15 protein-coding genes are annotated in these 17,013 nt (G+C 58.0%); 4 read left to right on the top strand and 11 right to left on the bottom strand.

Translation table 11 applies throughout. From position 1 onward, the window contains the following. Positions 1 to 109 precede the first annotated feature (109 nt). The 5 genes from hslU to ACT3R7_RS15960 all read right to left on the bottom strand — a co-directional run bounded on the left by hslU (position 110) and on the right by ACT3R7_RS15960 (position 7,008). Positions 110 to 1,432 (bottom strand): ATP-dependent protease ATPase subunit HslU, encoded by a 1,323-nt coding sequence (gene hslU / locus ACT3R7_RS15980; protein ID WP_192538520.1) that lies wholly within the window; start codon positions 1,430 to 1,432, stop codon positions 110 to 112. Positions 1,433 to 1,442: 10 nt separating this feature from the next. Beyond that, positions 1,443 to 1,976 (bottom strand): ATP-dependent protease subunit HslV, encoded by a 534-nt coding sequence (gene hslV, locus ACT3R7_RS15975; RefSeq protein WP_018918810.1) that lies wholly within the window; start codon positions 1,974 to 1,976, stop codon positions 1,443 to 1,445. A 149-nt stretch (positions 1,977 to 2,125) separates the two neighbouring features. Next, entirely contained in the window at positions 2,126 to 2,869 is a 744-nt protein-coding gene (locus ACT3R7_RS15970; protein WP_192538521.1) for an SPOR domain-containing protein, read from the bottom strand. 3 nt (positions 2,870 to 2,872) lie between these two features. Then, on the bottom strand, positions 2,873 to 4,558 hold the full coding sequence (gene argS / locus ACT3R7_RS15965; protein WP_192538522.1) for an arginine--tRNA ligase: 1,686 nt from the start codon (positions 4,556 to 4,558) through the stop codon (positions 2,873 to 2,875). 230 nt (positions 4,559 to 4,788) lie between these two features. Further along, entirely contained in the window at positions 4,789 to 7,008 is a 2,220-nt protein-coding gene (locus tag ACT3R7_RS15960) for a primosomal protein N' (protein ID WP_193091565.1), read from the bottom strand. 149 nt (positions 7,009 to 7,157) lie between these two features. Here ACT3R7_RS15960 and rpmE point away from each other — a divergent pair, with 149 nt between their 5' ends. Both rpmE and ACT3R7_RS15950 read left to right on the top strand, forming a co-directional pair. After that, positions 7,158 to 7,373: a 50S ribosomal protein L31 gene (gene rpmE, locus ACT3R7_RS15955; protein ID WP_081621251.1), complete on the top strand. Its 216-nt coding sequence runs from the start codon at positions 7,158 to 7,160 to the stop codon at positions 7,371 to 7,373. A 311-nt stretch (positions 7,374 to 7,684) separates the two neighbouring features. Next, complete coding sequence (locus ACT3R7_RS15950) at positions 7,685 to 8,956, top strand: malic enzyme-like NAD(P)-binding protein (protein ID WP_018918805.1); 1,272 nt, start codon at positions 7,685 to 7,687, stop codon at positions 8,954 to 8,956. A 105-nt stretch (positions 8,957 to 9,061) separates the two neighbouring features. Here the strand turns inward: ACT3R7_RS15950 and ACT3R7_RS15945 are convergent, their stop codons facing one another. Next, entirely contained in the window at positions 9,062 to 9,889 is an 828-nt protein-coding gene (locus tag ACT3R7_RS15945) for an acyl-CoA thioesterase (RefSeq protein WP_192538525.1), read from the bottom strand. 107 nt (positions 9,890 to 9,996) lie between these two features. On the opposite strand from ACT3R7_RS15945, the gene tadA reads away from it, so the two are divergent. Beyond that, the gene (gene tadA, locus ACT3R7_RS15940) at positions 9,997 to 10,449 is read left to right on the top strand and encodes a tRNA adenosine(34) deaminase TadA (protein ID WP_318782764.1); all 453 of its coding nucleotides are present in this window, start codon (positions 9,997 to 9,999) and stop codon (positions 10,447 to 10,449) included. 119 nt (positions 10,450 to 10,568) lie between these two features. Then, entirely contained in the window at positions 10,569 to 11,096 is a 528-nt protein-coding gene (locus ACT3R7_RS15935) for a sterol desaturase family protein (protein ID WP_192538527.1), read from the top strand. Here ACT3R7_RS15935 and crtB read toward each other — a convergent pair. The 5 genes from crtB to fni are packed head-to-tail and all read right to left on the bottom strand — an operon-like array spanning position 11,035 to position 16,927. After that, positions 11,035 to 11,961 carry a 15-cis-phytoene synthase CrtB gene (gene crtB / locus ACT3R7_RS15930; protein WP_193091564.1) on the bottom strand — a complete coding sequence of 309 codons (927 nt, stop codon included), beginning with the start codon at positions 11,959 to 11,961 and terminating at the stop codon, positions 11,035 to 11,037. The two genes, ACT3R7_RS15935 and crtB, sit on opposite strands and share 62 nt — an antisense overlap. After that, the gene (locus tag ACT3R7_RS15925) at positions 11,958 to 13,439 is read right to left on the bottom strand and encodes a phytoene desaturase (protein WP_193091563.1); all 1,482 of its coding nucleotides are present in this window, start codon (positions 13,437 to 13,439) and stop codon (positions 11,958 to 11,960) included. The genes crtB and ACT3R7_RS15925 overlap by 4 nt, the downstream gene beginning before the upstream one ends. Beyond that, on the bottom strand, positions 13,432 to 14,643 hold the full coding sequence (gene crtY / locus ACT3R7_RS15920; protein ID WP_226940115.1) for a lycopene beta-cyclase CrtY: 1,212 nt from the start codon (positions 14,641 to 14,643) through the stop codon (positions 13,432 to 13,434). The genes ACT3R7_RS15925 and crtY overlap by 8 nt, the downstream gene beginning before the upstream one ends. Continuing rightward, positions 14,607 to 15,887 carry a glycosyltransferase gene (locus ACT3R7_RS15915; protein WP_193091562.1) on the bottom strand — a complete coding sequence of 427 codons (1,281 nt, stop codon included), beginning with the start codon at positions 15,885 to 15,887 and terminating at the stop codon, positions 14,607 to 14,609. The genes crtY and ACT3R7_RS15915 overlap by 37 nt, the downstream gene beginning before the upstream one ends. Continuing rightward, positions 15,884 to 16,927, bottom strand: a complete 1,044-nt coding sequence (gene fni, locus ACT3R7_RS15910; RefSeq protein ID WP_193091561.1) for a type 2 isopentenyl-diphosphate Delta-isomerase — start codon at positions 16,925 to 16,927, stop codon at positions 15,884 to 15,886. The genes ACT3R7_RS15915 and fni overlap by 4 nt, the downstream gene beginning before the upstream one ends. Between the last annotated feature and the right edge of the window lie 86 nt (positions 16,928 to 17,013).

The raw sequence follows: 17,013 nt of genomic DNA, 5'->3' as shown, positions 1-17,013 counted from the left end.
TCACGTATTAATAAAGCCGCCTACCCTGGATTAGCGCCGTATTTAGCGTAAAACAAAGTGGCGGCCTCAGCTGCACTTAGATTCTCTGTAATTTAAAAAAAAACTAATTTTACAGAATATAGCGCGACAGATCTTCGTCAACGGCGAGTTCGCCTAACTGGGCATTAACGTAGTCGGCGTCAATCACCAGCGGGCTATCCATATCGCCACCTCTAAACGAGGCCTCTTCAAGCAGACGCTCCATCACCGTATGCAAGCGGCGAGCGCCGATATTTTCGGTGCCTTCGTTAACCTGCCAGGAAATCTCAGCAATACGCGCAATACCGTCAGGGGTGAACTCAATATCCAGGCCTTCGGTCGCGAGCAGCGCTTGGTACTGACGGGTGAGCGATGCAGACGGCTCGGTAAGAATGCGCTTAAAGTCGCCAGGCGTCAGCGCGTCAAGCTCAACGCGGATCGGCAGGCGGCCCTGAAGCTCCGGGATCAAATCGGAGGGGCGCGACAGGTGGAAGGCGCCCGAGGCAATAAACAGAATATGATCGGTTTTCACCATGCCGTACTTGGTCGACACGGTGGAGCCTTCGATCAGTGGCAGCAGGTCGCGCTGCACGCCTTCACGGGAGACTTCGCCACCGCTTGACTGCCCGCTACCCTTGGCAACCTTGTCGATCTCATCCAGGAACACGATGCCGTGCTGCTCGACGGATTCAACGGCGCGCGCCTTGATCTCATCTTCGTTGACCAGCTTGCCCGCCTCTTCATCACGCAGTAGTACCAGGGCTTCTTTAACCGTTACCCGGCGCTGTTCGCGCTTCTGCTGGCCCATACTGGAGAATAGGCTCTGCAGCTGGTTGGTCATCTCTTCCATGCCCGGCGGGGTCATGATGTCGACGCCCTGGCCCTGAGACGACACTTCGATATCGATCTCTTTGTCGTTCAGCTGGCCTTCGCGCAGCTTTTTACGGAACGACTGGCGCGTGCTGCTATCTTCGCGGGGCTTGTCTTCCTGGCCACGCGGTGGCGGCAGCAGCGCATCCAGCACGCGGTCTTCGGCGGCGTCTTCCGCGCGGTGGCCAACTTCTTCTTTAGCGTGTTCACGAACCATTTTAATGGCCGCTTCCATCAGATCACGGATGATCGATTCAACATCGCGGCCGACATAGCCCACTTCAGTGAACTTGGTGGCTTCGACTTTAATAAACGGCGCGCGGGCAAGCTTGGCCAGACGGCGGGCAATTTCAGTTTTACCCACGCCCGTGGGGCCGATCATCAAAATGTTTTTCGGGGTAACTTCGGGGCGCAAGTCGTCGTCAAGCTGCATGCGGCGCCAGCGGTTGCGCAGCGCAATGGCCACGGCACGCTTAGCATCCTGCTGGCCGATAATGTATTGATCAAGCGCGTGGACGATTTCGCGGGGTGTCATCTGAGTCATTAAGGCAGCCTCAACGTTCGTTGATATTTAGCTCTTCGAGCGTCACGTGATGGTTGGTGAATACACAGATGTCACCAGCGATTTGCAGCGATTTCTCGGTGATTTCCCGCGCTGAAAGTTCGGTGTTTTCGAGAAGTGCACGGGCACTTGCCTGGGCAAAGTTACCGCCCGAACCAATCGCGATAATGCCGCGCTCAGGCTCGACCACATCGCCATTGCCGGTGATGATCAGCGAGGCGCTATGGTCGGCAACGGCAAGCAGCGCTTCCAGCCGACGCAGGGCGCGGTCGGTACGCCAGTCCTTTGCCAGCTCAACGGCTGCCTTGGTAAGGTGACCTTGATACTTCTCAAGCTGAGCTTCAAAACGCTCAAACAGCGTGAACGCATCGGCCGTGCCGCCTGCAAAACCGGCGAGCACTTTGCCACGATAGAGGCGACGCACCTTGCTGGCGTTGCCTTTCATCACGGTATTGCCAAGCGATACTTGGCCGTCGCCTGCCAGGGCAACCTGATTACCGCGACGTACGGATACGATAGTGGTCATGGAGATAACTCCTTGGGGGAGGCGTGCTCCCGATAACTGACCGGCCGCTTAACGGATGATAGAGCGACCGCTAACAAAGACGATGGACAATAAAATGCGGGCGGCTGATAAAAAATCAACCGCCCGCGGAATAACACCTGTGGGTTTCGTTAGTTTTGCAGCTGAATCAGCAGGGGCTCGATGCCTTGCGTGGTCATTAGATCCTGGGCGCGGTTCAATTCGCGCGTGTCGTCATACGGCCCTACCTGGACACGGTGCCACGTATTGCCATCGGCCTGCACCTCGCTGATTTGGGCAAGCAAACTCAGGTTACGCAACCGGCCACGCAGCTGCTCGGCATCGCTTAACTCACGAAACGAGGCGGCTTGCAGCACGTAGCGTTTTGCCGCACTGGTATTGGTCGGCGCAGGCTGCTGCTGTACGGTACTTGCCTGCTCATCCGGCCGCGTATTGGCGGCAATGACCTGAGCTATAGGATCGTCGCCCGCGGCTGACGTGTCGCTCGTGGTGCTTTCTGCGGGCTGTTCGGCGACTTCAGGCCGGGTCACGTTGGAGGGCAGCGTAACGCCTGGGGCAATAACCTCGGTTTCCGGCAGCAGCGTATAAAACTCAAACGTCGGCATCGACGGTTGAGTTTCCGTCTCGCGTGCGGCGGCCCGCTCTGGGCTTTCTGGCTTGGAGAGCACCGTTGCCTGGGGCTGGTCGCTGGGCTTGTCCTGCCAGGGTGCTGTGCCGTGCTGGTGTTGAGCCAGAAAGAAGCCTGCCGCCATGCCAGCAAGACCCCACAGCCAGCCGGGGAGACGAAAACCTCCGCCCGAACTGCCTGAGGTGCGGGCGGCCTTGCGCTGTGACGTAGCGCCACGGCGAGAGGGCTTTTTGCGCGGGCTGGCCATGGTTTACATCTCCTCTGGGGCGCTGACGCCCATCAGATCCAGACCATTGCGCAGCACCTGCCGGGTTGCCAGGCCCAGCGCCAGGCGAACGTTGCGTAACGTATCGTCCTCGACCATGACTTTAACCGCGTTGTAGCAGGTGTGGAAATCACCCGCTAGATCCAGCAGGTACTGAGCCACTTGCTGCGGTTCACGGTTTCGGGCGGCGGTTTGAACAACCTCTGGGTAGCGGGCCAAGCGGTTAAGCACGGCCTTCTCCTGGTCGCTATCCAGCAGGGCCAGGTTGGCCATGGCCTGCGTATGATCAAACGGTTGATCTGCCGCCTCAGTTTTGCGCAGCATGCTGCATACCCGGGCATGGGCGTATTGGATGTAGTACACCGGGTTGTCGTTGGACTGCGAGCGCGCCAGGTCAATGTCGAAAGTGAGCTGCGAGTCGGCGCGGCGTGCAGCCAGGAAAAAACGCGTGGCATCGCGGCCGACTTCGTCGATCAAATCACGTACCGTGACGTAGCTGCCGGCCCGTTTGGAGAGTTTTACCTCAACGCCTGAGCGCGTCACCATGACCATCTGGTGCAGCACGTAATCGGGCCAGCCCTTGGGAATGCCTACTTCTAACGCCTGCAGGCCGGCACGCACCCTGGTAACGGTCGAGTGGTGATCGGCCCCCTGTTCGTTAATCACGGTAGTGAAACCGCGCTGCCATTTATCCAGGTGGTAGGCCACGTCAGGCAGGAAGTAGGTATAGCCGCCTTCGCGCTTACGCATCACGCGGTCTTTGTCATCACCAAAGTCGGTGGTGCGCAGCCACATGGCGCCGTCGTCTTCATAGGTGTGGCCGTTAGCGACAAGCTTTTCAACCGCTTCGTTCACCTTGCCATCCTGATAGAGCGAGGATTCCAGGAAGTAGACATCAAACTCGACGCCAAAGGCTTTGAGGTCCAGATCCTGCTCACGGCGTAGCCAGGCAACGGCAAATTCCTGAATGGCGTCCAGGTCATCAGCATCCGCCTTGGCGGTGACTTCGCGATCATCAGCGGTGACGGTTTTACCTGCCAGGTAGTCGTTGGCGACATCGCTAATATATTCGCCGCGATAGCCGTCTTCCGGCCAGCTTTCATCATCAGGACCCAGATTTTTGGCACGCGCCTGTACCGAGCGGGCCAGGTTGGCAATCTGCGCGCCCGCATCGTTGTAATAAAATTCGCGCGTAACGTCATAACCCGTGGCTTCCAGCAGGCGGCACAGGCAGTCGCCAATGGCGGCACCGCGGCCATGGCCCACGTGCAAAGGGCCCGTCGGGTTGGCCGATACAAACTCGACCTGCACTTTTTCCGCCTGACCAACCATGCTGCGGCCAAATGCGTCGCCGCTATCCAGCACCTGAGCAACAATCTGCGCGGCGGCGTCGGCGGCGGCAAAAAAGTTGATGAATCCAGGCCCGGCGATCTCGGTTTTTTGGATAGCGTCGCTTTCGGGCAGCGCAGCAATCAGTGTCTCGGCCAGCTCTCGGGGATTTTTGCCTGCCGGTTTGGCCAGCATCAGCGCCAGGTTGGTGGCGTAGTCGCCGTGGGCCTTATCTTTGGTCGGATCGACTTTGATGGTGGGCTGAAGATCATCAGGCAGCACGCCTTGGAGCTTGAGCGCGTCTACGGCGCCGTTGAGCAGAGAAATAATCGTGTCTTTCATTTGGGTATCCGGATAACGTCGGTGGCGGCGTGTGCAGGCGCGCACTTAACTAGGTGCATCAACATAAGTGCATCAACATAAGTGCATCAACGTAGATGTATCAACCAGGCCTAGGTGCAGCAGCAAAGCGGTCATTATCAGCATTTGGCGCGCAGTTTCAAAGGTGTTGATGCGATCCATGCTTAAGTGCCCGCGCCTGCGGGCGGCTTTTTTGCAGCGAAAAGCTTAAGTTAAGCCAGCGTTTGCGGGTCAATATCAATCGACCAGCGGACCTTGCGGGCCTCGCGATTGGCTTCCATCCATTGCACTAGCCAACTGGCCGCGGTATGCAGCTGGCTACGCTTGTTAGCCGCCAGCATAAGGTGGATATGGTAACGGTTTTGGCGACGCTCCATGGGCGCAGGCACCGGGCCCAGGCAGTTAGTGGCAAGGCCTGAGGTCTTAAGCCATTCACGTAGCGCCTGGCCCGCTTGCTGGGCAAGCGTGAGAGCCGCTTCCTCCTGAGGGCTTTCCACCCTTAACAACGCCATAAAGGTAAAGGGCGGCAGCTGCGCTAGACGTCGTTCTTCCAGAAGGTTTCTGGCCAATGCTCCGTAGCCGTGTTCGGCCAGCTGGCCTAGATGCGGATCATCGGGATGTAAGGTCTGTACCAGCACCCGGCCCGGGTCAGCCGCCCGACCGGCACGGCCGGCCACCTGCTCAAGTAGCTGCGCGCTATGCTCCAGCGCTCGAAAATCAGCGGCATAAAGGCCGCCATCGGCATTCACCACCACCACTAAGGTGACGTGAGGCAGATGGTGCCCTTTGGCGAGCATTTGGGTACCCACCAGCAGGCAGGGTTCGCCGCGATGAATCTCTTTGAGTATCTGCTCGAAGCTGTCTTTTTTGCGCGTGCTGTCGCGGTCAATGCGGTGAACGGCCACCTTGGGGAAAAGCCCTTGGAGCGTCTCTTCAGTGCGCTCGGTGCCGCTTCCCAGGGCGCGCAGGTCGCCGCTGCCGCACTCTGGGCAGGCGTCTGGCAAGGCACGGCGGCTATCGCAATGATGGCAGGCGAGTAGCGGCGGTTGACGGTGCAGCGTCATGCGTGAATCGCATTGGCCACACTCCGCCATCCAGCCGCAGGCGTGACAGGCAAGCGTGGGCGCAAAGCCGCGCCGGTTGATAAAGATCAGCACCTGCTTGCCCGCGCTCAGCGTGCTTTTAATCGCTTTGATCGCATTGGGTAATAGCCCTCCCTGACGCCGCTGATGGCGTAAGTCAATCAGCTCCAGCTTGGCGGGCTGGTGGCGGCTGGGGCGCTGAGTAAGGCGCAAGTGGCGATAGCTACCGGAAAGCGCCTGCTGCAAGCTTTCAAGCGATGGTGTGGCGCTGCCCAGGAGCAGCGGGATGCCGTGATAGTGTGCGCGTGCCACGGCAAGATCCCGAGCATGGTAGCGCAGCCCGCCGTGCTGCTTATAAGAGCCGTCGTGCTCTTCATCGACAATAATCGCCCCCGGGTTGGCAAGCGGGGTGAAAATCGCCGAACGCGTGCCGATAATAACCAAGGCACGGCCGCTTGCTGCGGCCTCCCAAACGTCTAAACGTTCCGGGTCGGTTAGCCCTGAATGCAGGGCAACTACCGGTACCCGAAAGCGGCTTCTAAAGCGTGCCAGGGTTTGCGGCGTCAGGCCGATTTCGGGCACTAACACCAGCGACTGCTTGCCTTTAGCCGCCACTGACTCAATGAGCTGTAGATAAATTTCGGTTTTACCGCTGCCGGTCACCCCTTCAAGCAGGCACGGGTGATAGCCATCCAGCTTTTCATGCAGGGCAGCCAGCGTCGCCGCCTGTTCGCGATTAAGCGGTAGGGCGGGTGTCGCAAGCAGATTGCCACTAGGCGGCTCGGGGGCGGTCAGAACAATTTCCTGCTGGGTGGCCAGGCCTTTTTTGGTCAGTGCTAGCAATTGATCGCGAGTAAAACCATGCGCGCTGACGGCGCGGGTGGGCAAGCCGTGGGGATGCTGGCTGAGGAGGGCGTAAAGCTCGGCCTGTTTGGGGGCACGACTTAACGCCGGTTGCGTTTGCATATTGGCAAGCCAAAGCGTTTGCGTGCGCCCGGCCATCGGGTGGCCCTGGCGCAGCCTGGCGGGCATTGCGTGTTGCAGCGTATCGCCCAAACTGTGCTGGTAGTAGCGTGCAGCAAATCGGCACAGCCACAGCCAGTCATCGGGAAGCGGCGCGTCATCCAGCGCTTCGCTAACCGCTCGTAGCTGGCTGCGCGGTAGCTCACTGGTATCGGCTAGCTCGACAATCACGCCTACCACTTCGCGCCGGCCAAACGGCACGCGCACACGAAGCCCCAACTGCCAGCCACAGGGAGGAGGGTGGCTCGCCGGTAAGTAATCAAACAGGCGACGCAGTGGAGAAGGCAGGGCAACTTTCAGCACCTGCAAAGAAACAGTGTCAGGCAATTGGCCTCCGGCGATAAGTTTTGCTAAAATATGCGGCCGCTGTGAATCTAAACGATCAAGCGGGTAACCGGTTAGCAGTTTATTCCAAACCCGTATGCGGTGCCTGGCAACGGATCAGGTGGCGGCATACAGCTTATGAGGTCATCACGATGAGACAAGGTATCCACCCGAATTACAACACGGTCACCGCTAACTGCTCTTGCGGTGCTAGCTTCCAGGTTGGCACTACTTCTGGCCAGGATTTCTCGCTGGACGTATGCTCCAACTGCCACCCGTTCTACACTGGTAAGCAGAAGCAAGCGACCACTGGTGGCCGTGTAGAGCGCTTCAACAAGCGTTTTGGCGCTGCTGTCAAGCGCGGTTAATCCTAACGGATCAACCACCCTGCACGTACATTGTACGCTGCACAAAACCCACGCCTCGGCGTGGGTTTTTTGTTGGTTCTTAAAAATGGAATGAATTTTCAAAAATGCTGCAATACAGCAATAAGTAAACCGTTATGGCTAACGTGGGGTTGTATAAGATTCAGCAAATAGCTGAGAAAAGTATTTAACGTGAAGGAATATTCGCTAAAACTGGCGTTTTCTTTTTGAGTTGACCGCTAGCTTGAGGCGACTTGAATTTTTCTATATTCTGAATGCACTTATATCTACTTTAGGCTAATTGGACCCTGACTATGACGGATGCAAATAAGCAGGCAGCGCTGGATTATCATGCAAAACCGATTCCCGGTAAGCTTTCAGTAGAATTAACCAAACCCACCGCAACGGCTCGCGACTTGGCAATGGCCTATAGCCCAGGCGTTGCCGAGCCGGTTCGCGAAATCGCCCGCGATCCAGAAAATGCTTACCGTTATACGGGTAAGGGAAATTTAGTCGCGGTTATTACCGATGGAAGCGCCATCCTGGGCCTGGGGAATCTTGGTCCGCTGGCAAGTAAACCCGTCATGGAAGGCAAGGGCGTGCTGTTCAAGTGCTTTGCGGGCATCAACTCGGTGGATATCGAGGTGGACGCCGAAAGCCCACAGGCATTTATCGATACCGTTGCCCGCATTGCCGATACCTGGGGTGGCATTAACCTTGAAGATATCAAGGCGCCCGAGTGTTTTGAAATTGAAAAGGCGTTGTCTGAACGCTGCAGCATTCCTGTATTTCACGATGACCAGCACGGTACCGCTATCGTCACGGCCGCTGGCATGCTGAATGCGCTGGACATTGCCGGTAAGACCATCGAGAACGTTAAGATCGTTTGCATGGGCGCCGGTGCCGCTGCCATTGCCTGTATGCGTTTGCTGGTTTCCTGTGGTGCCAAAAAAGAAAATCTGGTCATGCTGGATCGCCGTGGCGTTATTCATGCCGGGCGTGATGGAATCAATGAGTACAAGGCCGAGTTTGCCCTGGATACCGAGATGCGTACGCTAAATGACGCTATCGACGGCGCCGATGTGTTTATCGGTCTTTCCGGCCCGGGCCTGCTGTCGGCTGAGCAGGTTAAAAAGATGGCCGCAGATCCGGTTATTTTTGCCTGCACCAACCCAGATCCTGAAATTCATCCGGATGTTGCCCGCGAAGCGCGCCCGGACGTTATAATGGCCACCGGTCGCTCAGACTTCCCCAATCAGGTGAACAACGTACTGGGTTTCCCGTTTATTTTCCGGGGTGCACTGGACGTCCGTGCCACGCGTATTAACGAAGCCATGAAGCTTGCCGCTGTGCACGCCCTGAAAGATCTGGCCCGTGAGCCGGTGCCGGAGGAAGTGCTTAGCGCTTATGAGCGCACGGAAATGAGCTTTGGCCGCGAGTACATTATCCCTACGCCGGTCGATGTTCGTCTGCTTGAGCGCGTCTCATCAGCGGTCGCCCAGGCGGCGGTAGACTCAGGCGTTGCGCGCAAGCCTTACCCGGCGCACTACCCGCTGAAAACGATTAATGACGTTTACGGCGGCTAAAATCTGCTGATGGCTCTTACAACGCCCGCACTGGCTGCGGGCGTTGTCGTTTATACATGTTTTTATTGAGTGCTTATTACCTGCCGAAGGCCCAGTTTTATCGGGTTAACGAATCGGCTCATCATGCATGCGCGTTAGCCCTTCCTGGGCCGTAGAGGCAATTAGGCGGCCATCGCGGCTATAGATATGCCCGCGAGCCAAGCCTCTTGAACCGCCCGCCCAGGGCGAATCAATCACGTACAGCAACCACTCATCCAGTCGCGTGTCTTCGTGCAGCCACAGCGTATGGTCAAGGCTTGCGATACGTAGTTTAGGGTCAGTGAACTGAATGCCGTGGGGCAGCAGGCTCGTGGTCAGCAGGTTGAAGTCCGAAGCATAAGACAGCAGATTTCGGTGCAGTGCCGGGTCGTCCGGCAGCGTGCCTGAAAAACGAAACCACAAGCACTGCCCTGCCGGAGCGCCATTATCCGGGTTGCCTTTAATATGCAAAAACTCGATTGGGTGGCCAGGAAAGCGAGCATGCTTGGCGGCGCCGCTCTCAATCAGGGCTTCTGGCGACTCGACCTGAGGCATCGCGCGCTGATGATGAAACCCGTCTTCAGCACTGTGAAAAGAGGCGCTACAGAAGAAAATCGGCCGGCCTTTTTGAATTGCCGTTACGCGACGGGTAGTAAAGCTTCCGCCATCGCGCACGTTATCGACCTGATACACGACCGGGCGGTGCGGATCGCCGGGGCGCAGAAAATAACCGTGCTGGGAGTGGGGGCGACGCTCCTCTGGCACTGTGCGCGAAGCCGCCGCGAGTGCTTGACCCAATACCTGCCCGCCATACAGCTGAGGAAAGCCTAAATCCTGGCTTTGACCACGAAACAGCGTCTCTTCGAGGGCTTCAAGCTCAAGTAAATTTACTAGCGTATTCAGCGCGTCGGTCATTCTAGGTATCCTTGGTGCTATCTAGTGTGATCCATAGTGGCGGATATCACATACGGCGGCTCAGCCGTTGCTACAATTGTTTTGCTACCTTAGCGGAGTTTGCCTTGATACGCAGCGATGAATTTTACATGCACCGTGCCCTTGAACAGGCGCACCTGGCTGCTGAGGCAGGCGAAGTACCGGTGGGGGCCGTGGTGGTCGATGCGCAAGGAGAAGTGCTTGCCGCGGCGCACAACGCGCCGGTCGCCAGCTGTGACCCGAGTGGCCATGCGGAAATCCGTGCGTTGCGTGAGGCTGGAAAGCAGAGCGGCAACTACCGCTTGGATGGATGTACGCTGTATGTCACGCTGGAGCCCTGCATGATGTGTGCTGGTGCCATTGTGCATGCCCGGCTAAAGCGCTTGGTGTATGGTGCCGCCGAGCCGCGTACCGGTATGGTGGAATCCAAGGCCAATCTGCTGGCCCAGCCGTGGTTTAATCATCATGTTGAAGTGACGGCGGGAGTTTTGGCGCCGTCGGCCAAAAAGTTATTGAAAGCGTTTTTTGCAGCCAGGCGCTAGATTGTCTTATGTCTAACGCTTGTGCGCTAAAGTCGCGGTGGCGGGAGTTGGGCGTTGTTCGATGCAGCGGCCAACGTGGCCGGTAGCTATAGAGGCAGTGTCAGGGAGAAGCGGCGCTTATGGCGTGGAATGTGTTAATTGTTTTGGTCACGGTGGCAAGCATGGAGCTTATCGCCACGCTGGCGCATAAGTACATCATGCACGGCTGGGGATGGGGCTGGCATCGCTCGCACCATCGGCCGCGCACGGGGTGGTTTGAGCTCAACGATTTATACGCCGTGGTGTTTGCCGTGCTGGCCATTGTTCTCATTGCGCTGGGCACGGCAGGCCTCTGGCCCCTGCAGTGGATTGGCGCGGGCATGACGGCTTATGGCGCGATCTACTTCATCGTGCACGATGGGCTAGTACATAAGCGTTGGCCGTTTCGTTATATCCCTCGGCGCGGCTATCTCAAGCGCCTGTACACAGCGCACCGCCTGCATCATGTCGTTAAAAGCCGGGAAGAGTGCGTATCGTTTGGTTTTTTATACTCGCCGCCGGTGGAAAAGCTCCAGGCGGTATTAAGAAACCGTCAGGCCAAATCGGCTAGTCCGGACGCTGCCAAAGACCCGAAGGGCGCGGCGCCGGTGTCACCACGCGAGAACTAAGTGCCTGTGTAGCGCCCTTGATCAGCAGGGCCACTTTTTCATAGGTACTTGTGCCCTGACGCTTGTCCCAGGCGTTTTCTCCGGCGCGCTGCACTTTCAAGCCAATTTTACGATATACCCCGTGGGCGGTGGCAATTGCCCAGGCCGAGCGCAACGGTAGCCCGGCAAGCCCGGCGGTTGCAGAGGTGTAGTAGGGCTCGGCTTCTTCGACCAGTCGATTGGCAAGCCGCGCCACCTGAGGGCGGTAGGCAGGGTCGGCAAGCGCCGTCGGTGAAAGTCCCTCTTCTATAAGCCAGCTCTCGGGCAGATAGCAGCGCCCCACGCGGGCATCCTCCACAATATCCCGGGCAATATTGGTTAACTGAAAGGCCAGCCCCAGGTCGCAGGCGCGATCCAGAACGGCGTCATCGCGTACACCCATTACCTGCGCCATCATCAACCCCACTACACCCGCGACGTGATAACAGTAGCGCAGCGTATCGTCGAAAGTAATGTAGCGCTCCTCACGCACGTCCATGGCGAACCCTTCAAGATGCTCGAACGCGCGTTTGGGCGGAATCGAGTGCCCAAGAGCAACCTCCTGAAATGCCGCAAAGGCAGGCGTTTGCATGGGTTCGCCAGCGTAAGCCTGCTGGGTCTGCTCTTGCAGGGTAGCCAGGCGCTGCTGGGCGCTGCTCGGGCTATCGACCATGGCGTTAAAGCCCAGCGTCTGATCATCAATAACGTCATCGCAGTGCCTGCACCAGGCGTAGAGCATCAACGCACTGCGCCGTGTACGGGCATCGAACAACTTGGCCGCAGTATCGAAGCTTTTCGAGCCGACGGCCATGGTCTGGGTGGCGTGATCAAGCAGCGGCTGATTCATGGGGCCAGTTGCTCCAACATTAACCCGGCCGTTGCTTTGGCCGAGCCGATCACCCCAGGCACGCCTGCACCGGGATGCGTGCCGGCTCCCACCAGGTAAAGGTTAGCAATCCGGCTATCCCGGTTATGCGGGCGGAACCAGGCGCTTTGGGTAAGAATCGGCTCGACGGAAAACGCCGAGCCCTGATAGGCGCCCAGCTGATCGCGAAAATCAAACGGCGTGAACATGCGGTGAGTCACCAGCTGCTCGCGCAGCCCCGGCATATAGTGCTGTTCAAGGTAGTCGAAAATGCGCTCGCGCAAGCGGGGTCCTTCTACTTCCCAATCCAGATTAGCGGTGCCTAAATGCGGTACTGGGGCCAGCACGTAGTAGCTTCCGCAGCCAGGCGGCGCCAAAGAGGGGTCGGTAACGCACGGCGCGTGAAGGTAGAGCGAAAAATCCTCGGCCAGTGCGTCGCTGTTGAAGATATCGTCAATCAGTTCCTTGTAGCGCGGCCCAAAGCAGACGGTGTGATGAGCTAGCTGATCGTGATGATGGTTAAGCCCGAAGTAGAGCACGAACAGCGAGTTGCTCATGCGCTTGCGCTTGAGCGAGGTGCTGCGCTTGGCACCTACCGGATGGTGGCCTAAAAGCTTTTCATAGGTGTGCACCACATCGGCATTCGATGCTACAGCACTCGCCTCGATACGCCGCCCATCGGCAAGCTGTACCGCCTGTAGAGTATTGCCCTCAGCCTCAAGCTGCGTGACTTCTGCGTTAAGCTCGATTTCGCCGCCGAGGTCTTTAAACAGCTGAACCATGCCTTGAACCAGCGCGCCCGTGCCGCCGCGCGGAAACCATACGCCCCATTCGCGCTCAAGGGCGTGAATCAGTGTGTATATGGAGGAGGTGGCAAACGGGTTGCCGCCGACCAGCAGCGAATGAAACGAGAACGCCTGGCGCAAGTGATCGTCTTCAATAAACTTGGCAACCATGCTGTAAACGCTGCGCCAGACCTGAAGACGCGCCAGCTGTGGGCCAGCCTTCACCATATCGCGAAACGACAGGAAAGGAACGCTGCCAAGCTTTAGATAGCCTTCTTTAAACACTGCCTGGGAGTAGTCTAAAAAACGCCGGTAGCCTTCTACGTCCTGAGGATTAAAGCGGGCTATCTGCGCCTCAAGGTTTGCCTGATCGTTGTCGTAATTGAATACCTTTCCCGATTCCCAGCACAGGCGATAAAAGGGCGTGACCGGCATTAGTTCGACGTAGTCTTCCAGGCGTTTGCCCGCCAGGGTAAATAGTTCTTCAATAGCGCTTGGGTCGGTGATTACCGTGGGACCTGCGTCGAAGGTAAAGCCCTGATCCTTGTAGACATAGGCGCGCCCGCCGGGCTTGTCGCGCTGCTCCAGAATCAGCGTGGGTACGCCCGCCGCCTGTAAACGAATGGCCAGGGCCAGACCGCCAAAGCCAGATCCAATTACGATCGTTTTACTCATTATGAAAGGCTCGCAGCCGAGGGGTTTGTTTAAGCACGGCCTGAAGGGCTTCGCCCACCGGGACTGGCGGCTTGCCTGACAGGATTCGGGCCTTGTCGGCCAGGGTCGGATGGCCTGCGTAAAAGCGCGCGATAAGCGCGTCGTTCAAGCCATAAAAGCGCTGCATGACTCGCCAGCGATTCTCCGCTGGCCCGGCCAGGAACAGCATGCGGTTGAGCATGCGAAAAAAGCGCTGCTGCCGCCAGCGCTGGGCGGCAAAGCGTTTTATCAGCTCAAACAGCGTGCTGGTGTTAAGGATTTGCTGTGCAGCGATCAGATCGGCCAGTTCGACCGCGTGGGGCAATGAATACCCGGTCGTTGAGTGAAAAAGCCCGGCGCGTAGCCCGCTCATGGGTTGCTGCTGCGCCGCCTGCCAGAACGCCTCGAAATCGCCCGCAAGGGTGATCGGCAGGTTGCCGCGTTCCTCGCGCTTAAGCGTTTTTAGCTGCCAGTCCTGGGCCGCCGCGTAATGTTTGATATTGGCGCGTGCCTGTTGTTCATCAAGCGTATCTTGATCAATGTAATGCGTATCTTCGATTAGAAGTTCATCGGCGGAAAGCGGCAGCGTATAGACGAAGCGGTAGCCTGATGCCTGATCGACAGTGGCATCCATTAAGAGTGGTTGGGTTAGGCCGTGAGGTTTGCTCAGCTGCCACTGCTGGCCAATAAACGCCTGAGCGCCAATGGTCAAATGCGGGCTTGGCTGATAACCCCTGCCATCGATCACCGCGGCTGCGCTAAGCGTGGTGCCGTCGGGTAGCTCGACGCTGGTGGGCGTTAAGTTAGCCACTTGAGTATGGGTTATTAAATGCTCACCTAGGGCTTCTTCCATGACGCTCGCAAAGCGCTCAGAGGTCACGCTTAAATAAGCACTGGGCAGCTTGCGGGTAAATTCAGGAAAGCGCACCTCATAACCCTGCCAGCGCTGAGCTACCAACGGGGCAAGCCAGGCATGTTGCGCTGCGCTCACGTCGCCTTCATGAAACGACCAGGTATGGTTGCCGCCCGGCCGTTCCCCGGCTTCCAGTACCAGCACCTTTAGTGCAGGTTGGCGCTGCTTCAGCCTCCAGGCTATCAACCCGTTGGCCAAGCCTGCGCCTACTAAAATCACATCCCACTGGGTATTCATCATGCCGCCCTCGCCAGCACCGGACGCTGTTCGCATAGCGCCTGCTCGATTATATCGGCGGCCTGTTTCGCTCCGCCTGCCTGGGCGAGCGGTGCGCGCATGGCGTGCAGGCGCTGCTGATAAGCATCGTTGTTGAGCAGGCGGCCCAACCGTTTGGCCACCGTCGATGCGCTTGAAAAACGAGAAACGCGTTGGCCGATCCCGTGATGGGCGATGCGCGCGGCAACGCCTGGCTGGTCGAAGGCGATAGGAATGGCAAGCATCGGAGTAGCGCTTTCGACTGCATCAATTACCGTATTCAAGCCGCCATGGGTAATAACGGCCCGTGCCTGCTCTAAAACAGCCCGCTGGTCGGCAAAATCGGTAACGAAAGTGGCCGGGTAGGTTTTAAGCTGGTTAACCTGGGCAGCATTTAGCCCGCCGCAGTGGGCAATCAAAAGCGGCATATTGAGCTGCTGACAGGCCTGGGCTATTTTGCAAAATAACCGGTAGCGATGGCCCTGGAGCGTGCCTAGCGAGGCAAACACAAACGGCTGCGTGGGCATATCGGCGTGTGCGCTCAATTTAGCCGTATCCGGTTTAGGTTCACGCAAGGGGCCTACCGCATGAAAGCAGGCGGGTAGAACGGTGCGGGGGAAGTCGAGCGCTAAGGGCGTTTGGCTGATTTGGGCCAACGGCGATAAACAGTCGTGGAGCGTGTGGCGGGGCGTTAATCCAAAGCGCTGGGCATGTCGGGCAATAACGCGCGCCTGGGGGCGCATTAGCCAGTCATAAATGGTTTCGCTGACCTCATAACGGTGCCTGGCCTGGGCGCTGTTTGAATAGGCAAACGGCATCACGGGTAGCGGCAGCCCCGGCTCGCGGTTGACCGGCAGGGCACATGCCACCGATACATAAGGCAGGCCCAGCGCGTCGGCGACCAACCCGCCGGCCGCTTCCATTTGATCCACAATCAGTCCATCCACGCCAAGCGCTTCAAGGGCCGCAGGTAATTCGCTGCACAGCATATCGGTGGTGCGGGCCAAATCGCTGATTAACCAAAAAAGCCCTAGGCCCGATGGACGTGCTGCCCGCGTTAAGGTCTTGGCCAAGCTACCCGCAGGAAGGCGCTGCTCGCCCAGCGGGTAAAAGCCGATGCGTGAGTCGCTAAGCAGGCCACGCGCTTCAAACTGTTGCACAAACGTTACCTGATGGCCGCGTTCAATCAACTGTAAAGCAAGCGCCTGCAGGGCTTTGACGTGGCTATATAGCGGTGGCGCAACAACCGCATAGTGGCTCATGCGTCGTTCTCTATACGCAGCAGTGTGGCGTGCTTTAACGCGACTAAATCCGCGCTACCCGTACAAAAACAGGCAACCCGCAGCTGCTCGATCAGGATTTGAAAGTGTTCGATGACCGCCTCGGCTGAGGTATTGGCGCTGTTTAAGCTCGCTGCCGCCTGGCCTACCAGTTGGGCTCCCAGACAGAGCGCTTTTGCGGCGTCAATGCCGTCGTTAATACCTCCTGACGCGATTAAGGGCATATGGGGTAGCGTTTTACGTAAATCGCACAGCGCTTGGGCCGTTGGAATGCCCCAGTCGGCAAAGGCCATGGCCACGGCGCGTTTTTGCGGCGTGCTGGCGCGCTCGCCTTCTACGGCGGCCCAGCTGGTGCCACCGGCACCGGCAACATCCAGCATGGCAACACCCGCGCCCGCTAGCTGGCGGCCAACCGATGCTGAGAGCCCCGCACCGACTTCTTTCACCACCACCGGTACCGCCAACGTTTTCGCTACCTGCTCTATCGCCAGCAGAATGCCGCGCCAGTCACGGTCCCCTCCGGTTTGCAGGGCTTCTTGTAACGGGTTGATGTGCACAATCAGTGCATCGGCCTCGATCATGTCGACTGCCTGGCGGGCATAGTCAACGCCGTGCTTGCCAAGTAGTTGCGCCGCGCCGAGGTTGGCGAGCAGAGGAATATCGGGGGCAATCTGGCGCAGTTCGCTGGTTAACCCCCAGTTGGCTTCGCTCTCAAGCGCCACGCGCTGGGAGCCAACGCCCATGGCAAGGCCCAGGGTTTGGGCCGCTTGGGCCAAATAGCGATTGATGTTGGTGGCCCGGCTGGCGCCGCCGGTCATTGAGCTAATCAGCAGAGGGGCCTGTAGGGTGCGCCCAAACAGTACGGTGCGTAGATCAATGCTGTCTAGATCAAGCTCGGGCAGGGCGCAGTGCTCAAAGCGCCAGCGCGCAAACCCCGTACGGATGGTTTTTCTAGCCAGTGCTGGGTTGAGCACAATATCCAAGTGATCGTTTTTACGCTGCGTGAGCTCGGTGTCCTTCATTGCCACTCCCTTGAATCTGAATCCTTAAACCCGGGGGCTTTGAACCTGAATGCTTAGCTAAATCAGTGCTAATTTTGCTTAACTTT

Source organism: Halomonas sp. AOP43-A1-21, assembly GCF_052376775.1.
Classification (GTDB): domain Bacteria; phylum Pseudomonadota; class Gammaproteobacteria; order Pseudomonadales; family Halomonadaceae; genus Vreelandella; species Vreelandella colorata.
The sequence above is the reverse complement of the archived record's forward strand: the minus strand, read 5'-3'. Positions and strand labels throughout refer to the sequence as shown.